This window comes from Flavobacterium subsaxonicum WB 4.1-42 = DSM 21790 (assembly GCF_000422725.1).
Taxonomy (GTDB): domain Bacteria; phylum Bacteroidota; class Bacteroidia; order Flavobacteriales; family Flavobacteriaceae; genus Flavobacterium; species Flavobacterium subsaxonicum.
On sequence record NZ_KE383912.1, the window covers coordinates 68,611 to 85,468 of the forward strand.

A 16,858-nucleotide genomic window follows, 5' to 3' on the forward strand; every position below is an offset into this window, starting at 1 on the left:
CATTTTTCATAACCATTGTAACCAATATAGCTACTGATGCACGAATGTAGCAATAGTGCCAGAAAGCAAAATAGCAGCGTTAGTTTTAGTGTTTTAAAGGTATTCTTAGCAATAGGGCTTTTCATGATACATTCAACTTAAAAGTGAATGTATTCAATTAGTTGCAATAAAATACTTACAACCGCAATTACTTTACAGGAATGGCTAATGTACCCGCCTTAACATCTTTGGCTGTAGCCGAAAGGATGATCTCTTTACCGCTGCCATCGGCCTGTACAATTATCTGGGCGTAGCCGCTAAACAGTTTGCGTTTGTAGGGTTCTGATGGTGTTACTATTTGTATAACACCCGGGTTGGCATTTATTACATCCCAGTCCTTAACTTTATGCACCGGCGTTGCAACAATGTGTATGGTGTTAGCACCCTGCTTAAGCAGGTCGGCATTCAGTACATATTTTTGGGCATCATCGGCAGTAGCGGTAACTTTAGTGCCGTTTACAAACACCACCGCATCTACCCCTACCTTTTGGTAAAAGAAGCTAACCACATCGGTTTTCGACTTGCTTGCCACGTTAAACTGCCCGCGGTACACGTATGCGGCAGCCAGATTTTTGTAGTCCCTGTCTTTAAAGGCTTCTTTCCAGGCGTTTTCAGGGTACGATGGCAGCTGTTGCGGCAACGTGGCCGTTGTAAGTGCCTGCTCTTTAAACCCTGTAATCGACACAAGGTTAATAGCATCTATAAACTTATCATTCTCTAACGATGTTGGGTCGCCGTTGCCTACCCCTATTATCCTGCCGCCGCCTTTAATACTAAAATTAATCTCATCGCCCGCTGTAGGTACATGCAGGCCGTTTTTATCGGCTACCTCAACGGTTACAACAGCAACGTCGGTCGCGTTGGTAAGCCTTGGCTTATGGGGTGTAAGCTTTATCTTTTCGGGCTTAGCCGTAGTTTTTTGTGTTTCGGTCAGCACTTTTTTGCCGTTCTTATAGCCAACAGCCTCCAGCGTTCCGGGTTGGTAGGCAACCTTCCACTCCAGGTGGCCGTATTGCTCCATTTTCTTCTTGCCCAGGCTTTTATTGTTCAGGAAAAGCTCTACTTCATCGCAGTTAGAATACGCCCATACATCTATCTCTTTGCCTTCCATGCCCTGCCAGTTCCAATGCGGTAGCAGGTGCAGCACCGGCTCTTTGCCCCACCACGATTTTAGGTAGTACACGTTATCTTTAGGGAAACCGCACACATCCATCATACCAAAGTATGAGGTGACCGACGGCCAGCCATACGGCGTAGGCTCGCCACGGTAATCAAAGCCTGTCCAGATAAACATACCGGCCAAGTAAGGGCGTGTGGCATAAAATTTCCACCCCTCCTCGATACTGTAAAAGGTAGGGCGCGGCTTGCGGTCGTAAGCGTTTTGGTAGTGTTTGGCATCATCGGTAACATAAATGCCACGGGTAGCAAAGGTAGAACCCTCTTCGGTACCCATGCCGGGCTGCTGCTTAAACTGGTTGCGGTGGGCATCTATATCGCCGTTACCCAAATAGTTATAGCCCATAATCTCTACCACCGATGATATCCCGCTCTTAAACCCGCTGCTAATACCCACAGTTACAGGGCGTGTAGGGTCTATGCTCCTGGCAAAGCCCTGCATGGTGTTGGTAATGCGCTCGCCCATTATGTTGCCCTCTATGGCCCACTCCTCGTTACCGACAGACCAGCAGAACACGCTTGGGTGATTGCGGTCGCGCTCTATCATGCGGGTAATGGCGCCCAGGTGCAAATTGTTAATGCCCATTAGGCGGGTCTCGTCTATTACAAGCATGCCCAGCCTGTCGCAGGCCTCTAAAAGCTCTGGCGTTGGCGGGTGGTGCGAGCAGCGGTAGGCATTAGAGCCCATTTCTTTTAATTTTTTGATGCGGAAGTACTGCAACTCATCGGGCAGTGCCGTACCCACCCCTGCATGGTCCTGGTGGTTGTTGGTGCCCTGCAATTTTAGGTGCTTGCCGTTAAGAAAAAATCCCTCTTCGGCATCAAAGCGAATGCTTCGGATACCGAAAGTGGTTTCGTAAATATCCACGATTTTTCCGTCCTGTTTTAGGGTCGTAACCAACCGGTATAAATTCGGATTTTCGATATCCCATAAAAGGGGGTTATTTATGCGAATCTCAGAGTCCGAAAGTGAAATATTAAAGGGTTTTGGCACCGACACGATTTGTTTTGTAGCAATTTCCTTACCCTTAGAATCTACAATCGTTGATACTATTTCTACATCGCCGGCTATAGTATTGGTACCCCTGTTTTCGATTGAGATTTGAGCCTTAACAGAGGCATATCCGGGCTTAATATCGGTAGTAATGTATGTTCCATTTGTTTTAATATGCAGTGGGTTAACCTTTTGCAGATGTATATGCCTGTAAATACCGGCACCTTCGTAAAACCAGCCTTCTTCCATAGACGCATCTACGCGCACGGCTATGGTATTTTCGCCACCATAATTTACATAAGCGGTAACATCATACTCAAAACCGTCGTAGCCACTTTCCTCAGTACCAAGGAAATGCCCGTTAAACCACACCTTAGAGTTACGAAAAACACCATCGAATTTTAAGGAGATGATACGCCCAAGGTCGCCTTCGGGGAGGGTTATTTTCTTTCGGTACCAGCCTATACTCTTGTCTGCAAAGCCTTTACCGGCGGTTTTAAAGCCGTGGCTAAAGCTGCCGCTTTCGCTAAACGATTGTTCTACAGCCCAGTCGTGCGGCAGGTTGAGCAGCCTCCAGGCGCGGTCGTCAAACGCTTTGGCAGCAGGGCCATCGCCGTTGCCGGTTTTAGACAGGTACGAAAAGTAGGCCGTACCGTGGTTAAAATCCTTATCGGTTTCAAAGGGGTGCCCGAATGAAAAGCGCCAGCCCTGATCTATTATAATATCTTCCCTAACCGAACCGTTTTGTGCTAAACAATAGCACGTTACCAATAAAAATAAGCACATAAAGTTAAGGCGGCGGGAGAGAATTTTCATAGAAAAAGATATAATTATAACGATTAAGTAACCGCTATAAAAATATCCTTTTTATTTTGAACCACCTGATAGTATTTTGTCAAATTGCATAAAAAAATCCGCCGAGGTGAGAAATTCACCCCGGCGGACTATAAAAATAAGAGTGCAAAAAACTGAATATCAGTTATTTATAAAAATTATTTTATTTTGATGGTAACTGATGTTGTTTTTAGCCAAGGGCTGTTAAAAGTAACGGTAACGGTACCTTCTTCGCCTGTGGCCTGTATGTAAGCCAGTATATGCCCATGGAACATACGCTGCACGTTATCTGTATAATCGGTCATGTCGCTGTTGTTACCAGCCTCAAGGCCAAGCAGTTTGGCAGGTCCGGCTATAGTGCAGGTAACCTCGTTATCGGCCAGCATTACCGGCACACCGTTCTTATCTACAGCTTGTACCCTTATCTGTGCAATGCCTTTCTCCCTGTCGATTACCACGTCTTTCTGGTCGATTATAAGTGTTGCAGGTTGGTCTGACGACGTAATAGCATAACGGCTAACTTCCTTATTATTAGAATCTAAACCAATAGCTTCGAGCTTACCGGCAGCAAACGGAATGTCCCATGAAATGATACCTACGTTAGGGTCGTAATTTTTAACCTCGCCAACCACTTTGCCGTTTAACTCTAAGCGGGCTTTAGCGGCATTGGTGTAAGCTACCACCCTAACCTGCTGTCCGTTATCGTAATTCCACAAAGGCCATGCATCTTTAGATAAGCCTTTTTCTTTAGCACGTGGAATGTACGTACCGGCAAAGATCATTGGCTTATCAGACCATAGCGACTGTCGGAAGTAACCCCTTGGTTTTATGAGGCCTGCAAAATCTACAAGCCCTGAATAGAACCCCCTTGACGGCCACGCACCTGATTCTCCCAGGTAATCGATACCCGTCCATAAAAACTGTCCAAAAATATGCTCATTGTTTTTAACGGCAAGCCATGGCTCGATATCGTGCACGTTCTCGCTACCGTAAATTACACGTTTAGGATATTTTTTATGGTCGGAGTCATACTTGCTTTCGGTATAATTATACCCTGTAATATCAAGAGCACCAGGATATTCGGTCTCGTTACTCATAGCTACACCGGCAAGGCCTGCTGTAGTTGGGCGCGATTTATCGTATTTTTTAACTGCTGCAACAAGGCGCTTGGCAATGCCACCCAGCCTCATAGCATCGGGTGCATCTGGTTTGTAACCACCGTACATAGCCTGTGTAAAGCCTGTGGCAGATGTACCGGCTAATACCGGGTGCGAGTACGGGTCGTTAGGGTAATCTACCTCATTACCAATGCTCCAGCCAAAAACTGACAGGTGGTTACGGTCGCGGCGTACCATATCTTCAAGGTCTTTTTCTCCCCACTGGGCAAAAATATCAAAAGAACCTTCGTAACCCGGAGTACCTACATTCCAGCCTGTAAGCCATTTACGCTTAGGATATTCCCACTCGTCATACGCTTCGTTAAGTACTAAAAGACCTATCTCATCGCAAAGTTCATAAAAATCAGGCGATTGCGGATTGTGGCTGGTACGTATGGCATTAACGCCTATGCTTTTTAAGGTTTGAAGCCTTGTTTTCCAGACATCCCTCGGTACGGCAGAACCCAGTACACCGGCGTCGTGGTGAAGGCATACACCCTTCATTTTCATCCATTTGCCGTTAAGGGCAAAACCTTTGTCGGCATTAAAAGTAAACGTACGGAAACCTGTAGTGGTTACTGTAGCATCTATTTGCTTGCCATCTTTTAAAACGGTTGTTTTTAAACGGTACAGGTTGGGGTTATTTAAATCCCACAGCTTTGCGTTTTTAACCTGTAATTTTGTTGCAACTGTCTGATTCTTATTAGCTGCTATCTGTAATTTCTGAGAGCTTTTTGCAACGGTTTTTCCGTCTTTAGCAATAAGCTCGTTTACAATAGTTAAACTTTCTTTGGCAGACGAACTGTTCTCCACCTCAACCTCAACACTTAAAGTGCCATTGCCTTTGCTAACTTCAGGCACGGCATATACACCCCACTGCGCTATGTGCACAGGGTTAGCATAGACCAACCAAACGTTACGGTAAATACCAGAGCCGGTATACCAGCGGGAATCAGCACTTTGGCTGTGGTCTACCTTAACGGCAATAGTGTTATCGCCACCGTAATTTATGTACGGGGTAGCATCATAAGCAAAAGAAATGTAGCCATTTGGGCGTTTGCCTAACGAATGCCCATTTACAAATACCTCGCTCCTGTTGTATACGCCTTCAAAATAAAGGTATACTTTCTGGCCTTTTTTAGCCGCAGGCACAGCAAGCGATTTGCGGTACCAGCCAATGCCGCCCGGTAAATAGCCAGTACAGCTGGCCAACGTTGGGCTAAGCTGCCCTTTAACACTCCAGTCGTGCGGCAGGTCTACAGCCTCCCAGGCTTTATCGTCAAATTTTTCTGCCTGGGCGTCTTTAGCGTCGTTTAAAATAAATTTCCAGTCGCTGTTAATTTTTTGGGGTTCGCCAAAAGAAACCTGGCTAAATGCCGGTAACCAGCATAAACCCAGGATAAGTAATAGTAGTTTGTTAGAAGTCACTATCTTGTTTTTTAGGTTATTAGATTAGGTTTTTTATTTAATGGGGGTAGTATTTATTAAAGCCCTGTTGTAAGGGTAACTATGGCATGTGCCGGTACAACAATAGGGTCGCCATCGGTAATGGCCTGTACCTGTAAATTTTTATCGGCCGATGTTACATACGCCTTAAGACCGTTAACGTTAGCATTTTGGCGTTGTAACTTAAAGGTTACCGGCTGGCTGCCGGAGTTTATTACCACCGTTACCAATTTGCCTGTTGATGGGTCTTTATACGATGAATACAGGAAATTTTTGTTGACCGAAGTATTCTGGGTGTTATCAATCTTTACCCTCTTAAAGCCGGGACGGATAAAGCGGCTGTAATTGCCTAATGCCCAAAGCATTTTACTTTGGTAAAAGCTGCCATCCTGTTTTTGCTTGTCTATGTAAATAAGTCCGTCTTTATAATCGTATGGAGAAATAGCCACCCACCAATGCCACGCTGTTGCCTGTGCCACAGCGAGATCCTGATGGATAACTTTTGCCAGGTACAATGCCGGCTCTATACCCAGGTCGCGGCCGTTGCCGTTTATCTCTCCGGCATTATCGCCCAGGATGCAGTACTCTGACATCCAGTATTTAAGTCCTGATATTTGGCTTACCGCCGAAGCAAGCTGCTGCCTTTGTGTAGCCGATGCATCATAGGGCGAGGTAGTAAAATAACTGTGCCCTGATATGGCGTTTTCTAAATGCGACAGGTTGCCAATGTAGTTGGGAGATGTAGTGGTAAAGAAATCTTTAACCTGGTCTGATCTTCCCGGCCTGTTGCCAACCTCATACAGGTAGTTTATTTGCCCTGCCTCGGCCACATTAATTTTTGAGGCCAGGTTTTTTTGCTCTAATTTTTGGTTGAGCTTGGTAGTTATCTGTGCTATCTCGTTATTATAGAAAGGTGTACCCTCCTGCCCACCGTCAGACCAATCCCATTGTGGCTCGTTCATTGGGCTGATGTAGTTTACTGTAAGTCCCATATTCTGAAGGCCCTGTGTTACGGCCGACAGATATTCTGCGTAAGCATCAAACTTATCTGCGGCAAGGTTAGACTGTAAGCCAACATCGGCAAAAGCCTTACCGTTACGCGTGAGCGCTACCGGCGGACTGTTGGGGAATATTAGCAAGTTACTCACATTGCGCTGTTTGGCTGCATTGGCAAACCATACCTGCCCCTGCTGCCTGTTCCAGTCGTACTGACCGTTAGGTTGAAGAAACGATTCTGCCCTGCGCCACTCATCGCCAATACCGCTGCCCGTTCCCTGCTCTGCACTGCCCGCGCCTACATTAAAACGCCATAAAGAAAGCCCAATACCTAACGGATTGCCATTGGCATCGTTATTCTGGCTAAAAAGCAAATCGGCCATTGCGTTTTTCTTGGCATCGGGCCAATTGCCCACAAACTGGCACGACCACGCATCCGATGCTCCAAAATGCTCTATAGTCTGGTACGCTGTGGCATCATCTATATTGAGCGTAATGGTAGTAGTATCTACCTGCGGAGTGGTTTCTTTAGGTGTATCGCTACTACTGCACGCGCCATAAAGGCCTGCAAAAAGCATTGCGAAAAATTGTGAATATATAGTGTTATATCTCATAGTAATTTTAGTGGAGTAGCAATGTTATAAATGCCGGAGGGTGCCTTAGGCAGCCCTCCGGCATTAGTTTTAATATCCAGGGTTTTGTGGCAGCTGGTTGTTAGACGATAGTATCTCTGCTCTTGGAATTGGCAGCCAGTAGTGTTTTTCCTGGAAGCTTTTACCTTGTAGGGCAGTCATAATTTCGTACAGCAGGTTGCCAGAACCATCTTTGGTAATCCTTATACCCTGTGCAGGCTCGTTTTCTGTTTGCGATGCAATCATCCAACGCCTAACATCATAGTAACGGTGCTCTTCGAAAGCAAGCTCTATCCTGCGCTCATGGCGAATACGGTCGCGCATATCGCTTTGAGATAAACCGGCAGGCAATGCAGGCATTGCAACGCTCGTCCTGCTTCTAATAGCGTTTATAGCCTCGTAAACACTTGCATCAGGGCCTACAGCCTCGTTTTGTGCTTCGGCATAGTTAAGCAAAATCTCTGCGTAGCGGAAGTAGATCCAGTTTTGTACACCAGCCACATCCCACGGGTTGATGATAGGAAGGTCTTCGCGGATAAATTTCCTTAGATAGTAACCTGTTTTACTTGAGTTCCAGTTATCCGGGCCTTCGGGGCTATCTAATCCGTCTGGCCTAAAGGTCTCTACTGTCCTGCCACGGTAAGGGGCACCATCATAAAGCACGGTTGCGTAAAAACGAGGGTCTCTGTTTGCGTATGGTGCTGCTGCCTGTGCAGGGTCGCTCCAGTTAAACATGCTACCATCGGTCATTTCGTAATCGTCTACAAGGTTTTGTAACGGTACATTGCCGCCCCAGCCGCCATAACCGTTAGGGCCGTTGGCAATTTCTAACGCCAGGTGACGGGCTGTTATATTGTAAAAACGTGCAAAAATATACTCTTGGTTACTTTGCTGATTGGTAAACAATTCGGCATAACCACCCTGAAACAGGCTGTATGTGCCCATATCCATAACAGCTTTTGCAGCTGCAGCAGCCTCTGCCCATTTCTGGGTATTAGAGCCACCGCTATAAAGTGGGCTTGCAGCGTATAGTAGCAACCTCGATTTAAGTGCAAGCGCGGCGCCTTTAGTGGCACGGCCTTCGCCATAACTGCCACTGTTGCTTACGGGTAGCCCGGCAGCGGCAGCATCAAGCTCGGCAATTACATAAGCCATAGACTCTTCAATAGGCCTACGGTTAAACAAAGCCGGATCTGTATAATCATCACCCAGTTCTACCACATGGTCGCCAACCAATACCACCTCGCCATAATTTCTTATAAGGTCGTGGTACCTAAAAGCACGTATAAACTTAAGCTCTGCAATAAGCAGGTTGGTATGGCTCTGGCTCATGCCTACATCCTGAATGTTGTTTAACGCATAGTTAATTTCGCGGATGCTACGGTAGCTCCTTGCCCAGAATGTGCCGGCTATACCAAGGTTTTCGGGTGCAAGCTGGCCTTGTTGTATAAGCCAGGTATCATCGTTATTATTGTAAATAGACTCATCTGTTAGCGAGCTCCACATACCGTACTCAAACCCACGGCCAAAGCCCGGCTGGTTACTGTCGCCCTCTTTATTAGTTAGCTTTACACCAAGGTAACGGTTTGTTACATAGGCATCAAACAAAATAGAATCGGTTAGTATAGACGAGTTGTTAATAACATCTGTAGGAGTAGTTTCAAGAAAATCTTTTTCGCATCCGGTAAGCGCTGCACAAGCCGCAATACCGCACACTACAGATTTAAAGATATTAATATTTTTCATAGTGTAATTTTTAGAATTGAACGTTAAAACCAAAGTTCACAATTTTTTGCTGCGGATAAAACTGACCGTTCTCACTGCTGCCTTCCGGATCAAAATCTTTAACTTTTGTAAGCGTAAATAAGTTAAAGGCACTTAGGTACAGCCTAAAGCTGCTAACACCATATTTTTGAGTAATATCTGTTGGTAAAGTATACCCTAACTGTACATTTTTAAGCCTAACAAAAGAGGTATTGTGCAGCCAGAAATCGTTACGGTAAAGGCCTCCGCTTATAGATGAGCCTGAGCTCTCGTCTACCCTTGGAAATGAACCATTAGGGTTGCTTGGGCTCCACCTGTTATCTGCCCATGTGCTGTAAAAATTACCCGTTGTGCCCGATTCTGTTAATAAATACTGGCTAACCTGAGCCTGGCCTGCAAATACTACCGACAGGTCGAAGTTTTTATAGGCAGCATCCATTACAAGGCCATACGTAATGCGTGGCAGGTTGCTGTATTTACTCCTTGTCATGTCATCCGGCGTTATCTCGCCATCGCCGTTAATATCTTTATAGACAAGGTCTCCTAATTGAGCGCCCTCAACGTGAGGGGTAGCATCTAACTGCTCCTGTGTCCTGAAGATACCATCGGTATTATAAAGCAGGTAGGTATTGTATTGCGCACCCGTTTGTTTTTGGTAATCTAAAAGTCCCGGTGCCTCGTCTATATACTTAACTTCGTTTTTAGCGTAGGTAAAGTTTCCTGATATGCCGTAGCTAAAATCGCCATTTTTCCTATAGCCTAATGTAGCTTCTATACCGTTACTCTTCATTTTACCGATGTTTTCTTGTGGTACTAACGGGATATAGTTAGGTGGATCGTCATTATAAGGGTTAACTATTCCTGTAGAGCCCGGTATAGATCCATTCCTGGCCCACAGAATGTCTGACCTGTCCTGCATAAAATAAATAGCCTCAAACGTAAAGTTCTTTAAAAATGTGGCATTAAGTCCTATATCTGTTTTTGTTGCAACTTCCCATGTAATGTTTGGGTTACCCAATTTTCTAAGGTCAATGCCCGATACCACCTGATCGCCAACAACATAACGGTTATTGAACCTGTAATTATCATAATACTGGAAATTTGGCACGTTATCGTTACCTAACTGCCCCCATGAGGCACGAATTTTAAGATCGTTAAAAAAGCCCTCATCTGCCTTAAACCAATCTTCTTTTGAAATTCTGTAACCTGCAGATACCGATGGGAAGAAACCAAAACGGCTGCCTTTAGGAAAGTTAGACGATCCGTCTACCCTTGCCTGTAAGTCTAACAGGAATTTTTCCTGAAAGTTATAAGCCACACGGCTTAAGTAACTTTGCCTTGTATAATTCCAAGATCCGCCACCATTTCTGGCATCAGCAGTTGCAGCACCACCTTGTGACAGTTCCGGAAGCGATGCTGTTGGAAAGTTGAAACGTGTTGCATTAAAGTTACTTGTTTTGTAATCGCTTTGCTCATAACCTACAAACGCATCTATGTTATGGTCGCCAAACTGGCGCTTAAAGTTGACTTTTATGTTAGATACATTTTGAGACGTACTTGTTTGCGACTGGTATAACGATGGTTTTTGGTTAGGTCCACCACCATATAAACTTGGATCGTACGTATCTGTACCTTCGTTATAGGTGTATAATGTAAATGGTGTAGCGAAGCTTTTAGAACGGCTCTCTGTAACATCCGCAGAGAAGAAACCATCTACTGATAATCCTTTAAGGAAACCAAAATCGTAACTACCCCTTAAGATACCGTTAAATACATATGTAGGATTCTCGTTAATGCCGGCTGTTCTTGTAGCATCTATTAGCGGGTTGCTGCCTTCTATACCCCTTGATGGCAATCCGTTAGGATAAATGCCCACAACGGTTGGGTAAGCCCTGTATATGGCACGGAATATATTACCTGCACTTTGTATAGGAAACTGCCTGTCTTCTTTACGGCCCGATAACGAAACCCCCACTTTAAGCCTCTCGTTAATTTGGGTATCTATATTTGTACGAACGTTAAACTGGTCGTAATTAGCTATACCGTTTCTGTAAAGGCCGTCCTGAGACAGTTTACCTAACGAGAAAAAGTAGTTAGTACTCTCGCTGCCGCCCTGTACATTAAGGTTGTGCTGGCTTTGTAACGATGTAGTTTTTAAAGCTGCTTTAGCCCAGTCGGTATTAGGGTGGGTAACGGGGTTAGACCCATCCCTGAACATATCGATATCCTGTTGGGTATAGATCTGGTTCATACCCTGATCCGGTGCATTGTAATAGGCTATTTCATTACGAATTTGCGCATATGTAGGCGCATCGGCCATATCGGGAAGGCGTGTTGGCGATGAAAAACCCTGGTCGAAATTATAGCTTACCTGTGTTTTAGTGCTTTTTTTACCTTTTTTGGTGGTTACCAATATTACACCATTTGCAGCACGGCTACCATAAATAGCTGCCGATGCATCTTTAAGTACGGTAATACTTTCAATTTCCTGGGCCGATAGTCTGCTTAAGCCACCAATTTGTCCGGGTACACCATCTACTACTACAAGTACATCGTTATTACCCATAGTACCAAGGCCCCTTATGGTGATAGAAGAGTCATCATAACCCGGTTCTCCACCCCTATTGTTGGCTATAACCCCAGATACTCGGCCTGCAAAACCATTAGAGATATTTACGGCCGGGCTCTTAGCCACTTCTTTACCGTTAATCTCAGATATAGATCCTGTTACGGTAGCTTTCTTTTTAACGCCGTAACCTACAACTACAACTTCTTCAAGTGTTTTAACGTCTTCGGCAAGGGTAATAGATATGTTGGTTTGCCCGCCTACGGCAATTTCTTGTGCAACAAAGCCAATACTGCTAAAAACAAGAACCGTATTAGGGTCTGTTATGGCAATTTCGTAATTACCGTCAAAATCTGTAGTTACAGCATTTGTGGTGCCTTTAATCATTACAGTAACGCCGGGAACAGGCATTTTATCTGTGCCAGAAATTACTTTACCTTTTACAGTGGTCTGAAAATAAGAACTCTTGTTTGCGGTAACTTCTGTAGCTTGAGCCTCCTGTGTTACAGCTGCCAAGCACAAGGCAAATATGCAGCCCTGCAAAACAATTTTAGGTTTAAAAAAAGTAATGTTATTCATAAAATTTAATGTTAGGAATTCTTCCCATCTATGGGTCAATAAATGTTGGTTTTCAAATTTGTTTGTACTTATTACAGGTACATCATAGGCACATTGGTTTGGTTTGATAAAGTGGTTATTTGGTTAGCAATATTTTTGTTATCAGGTCTATAATTTTAAACTGCCCACAGGTATGACCGCCTGCGGGCAGGTGTAAAAAACTCCAAACTATAGCCTAACAAACTATTCGATATTTATTATATTCAGTATTTCAAAAAACACCTAAATCGTTATAGTGATTTAGATATACCTGCAAAGTAATAGTTAAGATGATGGATTTTAGGAGGGTGAAATGGAAAATGATAGGTGGTAAATTCGAAAATTGATAATTTTTAGCTACTCAAAATCAGATAAATACAATTTAGTTGTAAAATTATATCTAAATACCTCACATTAATTTACTAATTAGCGTGAGGCATTAACCTTATATTTTTATTTAAGAGGATGTAGTTAAGTAATTATAAATTGAAGTTGCAAAGCACTCAAAAATTACCTAATGATGTTTAGGTTTTTATTAAAGGTACCCTTGTACTTTTTAATATAGTCTGAAGGGTTCATGCCAAACAATTTTGCAAACTGCTGCCTGAAATATTTCTGGTCTTCAAAGCCTACCTGGGCACTGGCATGGGCAATGTTAATGTCTTCGGTAAGCATTAGCAAGGCAGCCCTGCGCAGGCGTATGGACCTGATAAAGGCATTAAGGGTTTGCCCTGATATTATTTTTATCTTATCATACAGGCTCCTATGGCTCATGCCCATTGCTTTGGCAAAGGTTTTTATGGTAAAATCTTTGTCATCAAGGTTGGCTTCTATAATTTCTATGCATTTTTTTAAAAACTCCTGATATTCTGCCGGTACTTTTTGGGTATTTTCTTTAAGTGTAATGCTGTTTAAAAAGTAACTGCGCAGGTTCTCCCTGCTTTTAAGCAGCGTATCTACACGGGCCTGTAAAATATCTGCATCAAATGGCTTGGTAATATAATCATCGGCGCCATCGGTTATTCCCTGTAAATGAATTTCGGGATTGGTAGTAGCCGTTAATAATATAACCGGTATATGGCTCAGGGCCTCATTTTGCTTAATAGTGCGGCACACCTCCAGGCCGTCTATCCCATCCATAGAAATATCGCTTATAACCAGGTCGGGTATATGCTTTGTAACAACTTCTAAACCTTCGGCACCATTTTTTGCAGCGTATACTAAATAGTGCGGACTAAATAACTGCACGAGGTAATCCCGTATCTCGGCGTTATCATCTATTACCAGTATCGATTTTTTAACCGTTAGTATCTCTACCCCGGTAGTGGGTATGTTTTCTACATTCTGCTCAGGCTTGTTTTCTTCGCGGGTAGTATCGCCCAGTAACTCTTCTACAAGCTGCGACATTTTTGGGCTTATGATAGAGATAGGCAAATCGGCAAAGTGCTCGTAACCTTTTAAAAAGTTAAGCGTAAAGGTACTGCCCTTACCCTGCTCGCTGTTGCAAATAACTGTTCCGCTGTGTTTTTCTGTAAAATACTTAACAATAAACAAACCAATACCAAACCCTCTTGCGGGGCCTTTAACACCACCCGATTGCCTGAACTTCTCGAAAATAAAGGGCATATCGGCCGCCGCTATACCACTGCCGGTATCTATAACACTAATAGATACTACACCATTAGCCTCTAAGAGTTCTAATGTAATACTGCCACCAGCGGGGGTATGTTTAAACGAATTGGAGGTCAGGTTAAACAGCGCGATCTCAATTTTTTCGTAATCGCCAAATATTTCAACAGCCGTTTCATGGGCTTTAAACTTAAAAGTTATGTCCTGCTCTTTTGCCTGGTTTACAAAGCACTGGTACACCTCGTTACACAAATGGTTTACATTTATGGCACTTATAGTCAAGGCATCGGCATCGCTCTCTGCCTTTCTGAATAAAAGCAGCTGATCTACAAGGCTTAAAAGACGCCTTGCATTTCTATGCGCCACCGCCAGGTTAGAAGCCAGTTCTTTACTTTCTGACTGCGGATTTTTGACCGCCTTTTTAAGCGGATTTATTATCAGCGAAAGCGGTGTCCTGAACTCATGCGATATGTAGGTAAACATAGCCAGCTGTTTCTCGGCCAGCTCTTTCTCTTTATTGCTTTCCATTTTGGCGAGCTTAACATTGTAGCGCAGCTTTTCTTTATTTTTACTGTAGCGTATGTAGGCATAAATTACGCCTGCAAATAACATAACATATAAACTGTAAGCCCACCAAGTACGGTACCAAGGTGGTAAAACTGTAATATGTAAAAGGCTTACGGCGTTGTTCCAGGTGCCATTAATGTTTTTTGTTTTTACTTTAAAAGTATAGTTGCCTTCAAAAAGGCGGGTGTAATTGGCCTTGCGAATGTTATCGGTATAAGTCCACTGCTCATCCCAGCCTTCAAGCAAATAGGCGTAGCTTATTTTATCTGAATTATTATAATCGGGCGCTACAAACTCTATGGCAAGTGTTGTCTGGTCGAACGGAATCTCGATACTTTTTACCTGCCCCAGTTGCCGGCCCGTAACATAAGCAGGGTTATGCTCTATGGGTTTATTGTTTACCGATAACGATGCCAACTGCAGCGGCGTGCTATGGTTGCCATCTATAATACCTTCGGGGTTAAAGATGTTAAACCCGTTTATACCGCCAAACATAAACTCGCCTGATGATAGCTGCAACCCCGCATTAAAACTAAACTGGTTGCCCTGCAAACCATCGGTAAGCGAAAAATTCCTGAATACTTTTTGCTTAATATCCAACCGGCTAAGGCCATTGTAGGTACTCATCCATACATCGCTATTCTTGTCCTGCAAAAGGCGTAGCACGGTATTGCTTGGTAGTCCGTTCTCTGTAGTATAACGCGAAAACTTATAGGTTTTCCTGTCAAACAACAGCAGCCCACCCTCTTGCGTGGCTATCCATAAGTTGTTGCCGGTGTCTTCTAAAATGGAGCGTACAGGCGACCCAATATCATAATTGTTGTGTTTTTTGGTAACGGGGTCTATACAAAAGAGCGTAGTATAATTACCCCCCCATAGTTTACCGTCTTTAGTTTCGGTAAGGCATTGCAGGTTGGTAAGTGTGGCATCAAAAAGGTCGAACTTATCGGTACTGCTATTATATTTGTAAAGGCTGCCCTCGTTAGTGGCGCTTGCCCATATATTTTTTTTAGAATCCTGATAAACCAGCCATATATTTTTCTCTACCTGCTTAGTAACGGGATTATAGCACGATAAATAATCGATAGCCCCACTTTGCGGATTGATACGGTTTACCCCTCCCGCCCAGGTAGACAGCCATATTCGGTTAGACTGGTCTCTTATTATACTGGTTATAAAGTTACTGCTAAGCGTGTAACGGCCGGAAGCTGTGTTATACGATGTATAAGTGTTGTCTTTTCTGTTCCAGTACCGCAGCCCTGCCCCATCGGTACCAATCCAAATGTTATTTTTCTCGTCTTCGCAAAAAGAAAGAATAAAATTATCGGTAAGGTTACCGGCATCGCTACCTTTATATTTAATGTGTTTAAACGATGTTGGCACGGCTCCTATCATGCTAATGCCGCCCCTTAGTGTGCCCACCCATTTATTACCCTTTGTATCGCGGTACAAACTCCAGACGGAATTGCTTTTAACCACCCTGCTATTACTTACCGTACTGTAAGGTACGGCAGTTTTAGACCCTTTTAACAAGGTGTACATGCCTGCACCATCGGTAGCTATCCAAAGGTTTTCATCTTCCGGAAGTATATTGGTTACACTATTTTTATTGGGCATGAAATTTTGCGAAATCGTATGCGTAACTGAGTCAAATAAAAAGGCGCCTTCTTCGGTACCAATCCATACCGTACCATTAGCCCCTGATGCAAGGCAATTGGCTTTTATGGGTGATAGATATTCTAATATAAGCTTTTGGTTAGCAGGGTAATATTTGCACAAGCCGGCATCCCGAATGTACACCCAGCAAAATTTTTGAGCCGGCATGGGCTGTATGGCCAAAACATCGTAATTAGTGCTTGTTTTGCCTGCCACAGTAAACGGAATTTGGGTACCGGTATACGATTCTCCGTTAAAAGCCACAAGTCCATATTGTTGGGTAGCAGCAAGAATAACTCCCGGCTGTACCTGTTTTATTTGGTGTACTATGCCTTTAATATCTTTTGCTTTTGAAGCAGTAGTAGATGTGTATTTTAGCGGAATAAAAACATCGGTAGGCCTGTCCAGCACACACGCCCCCTTAGAGCCTCCCACCCAGATGTTGTTTTTGGCATCGGCCTGAATGCAATATACCGTGTTGGTAACTAAAGATGAAGGATCGCCAATGCGGTTTCGGTATACTTTAAAGTTATAGCCATCATAACGGCTAAGCCCATCATAAGTACCAAACCACATAAAGCTATTGTTGTCCTGATGGATGGTTATAACCGAATTATTAGATAGCCCCTGATTGATATCCAGAAACTTAACCGGCAACTCCTGCGCTGCCGATTTAAAAAAGGGCCATAATAGTAATGTTAGCAGTAAACTAAAATAGGGTTTCATGGATGTATTTTCTTAATGCCAGGCATAAAACACAGTATATGCAGGCCGTTAGAGATATTGTGTAAATATAACACATATA

The 16,858-nt window shown here is 43.8% G+C and carries 6 protein-coding genes; all 6 read right to left on the reverse strand.

Translation table 11 applies throughout. The features are described 5' to 3' along the window. Positions 1–187: 187 nt before the first annotated feature. The 6 genes from galA to G509_RS0120240 all read right to left on the reverse strand — a co-directional run bounded on the left by galA (position 188) and on the right by G509_RS0120240 (position 16,779). Positions 188–3,025, reverse strand: a complete 2,838-nt coding sequence (galA, locus tag G509_RS0120215) for a beta-galactosidase GalA (RefSeq protein ID WP_026993205.1) — start codon at positions 3,023–3,025, stop codon at positions 188–190. A gap of 176 nt (positions 3,026–3,201) precedes the next feature. Continuing rightward, positions 3,202–5,628: a glycoside hydrolase family 2 TIM barrel-domain containing protein gene (locus G509_RS0120220; RefSeq protein WP_026993206.1), complete on the reverse strand. Its 2,427-nt coding sequence runs from the start codon at positions 5,626–5,628 to the stop codon at positions 3,202–3,204. Between the two features lie 56 nt (positions 5,629–5,684). Next, positions 5,685–7,256 (reverse strand): glycoside hydrolase, encoded by a 1,572-nt coding sequence (locus tag G509_RS0120225; RefSeq protein ID WP_026993207.1) that lies wholly within the window; start codon positions 7,254–7,256, stop codon positions 5,685–5,687. Between the two features lie 69 nt (positions 7,257–7,325). Continuing rightward, positions 7,326–9,020, reverse strand: a complete 1,695-nt coding sequence (locus G509_RS0120230) for a RagB/SusD family nutrient uptake outer membrane protein (protein ID WP_026993208.1) — start codon at positions 9,018–9,020, stop codon at positions 7,326–7,328. 10 nt (positions 9,021–9,030) lie between these two features. Then, entirely contained in the window at positions 9,031–12,183 is a 3,153-nt protein-coding gene (locus tag G509_RS0120235) for a SusC/RagA family TonB-linked outer membrane protein (protein ID WP_026993209.1), read from the reverse strand. A 528-nt stretch (positions 12,184–12,711) separates the two neighbouring features. Next, positions 12,712–16,779: a hybrid sensor histidine kinase/response regulator transcription factor gene (locus G509_RS0120240; RefSeq protein ID WP_026993210.1), complete on the reverse strand. Its 4,068-nt coding sequence runs from the start codon at positions 16,777–16,779 to the stop codon at positions 12,712–12,714. Positions 16,780–16,858 lie beyond the last annotated feature (79 nt).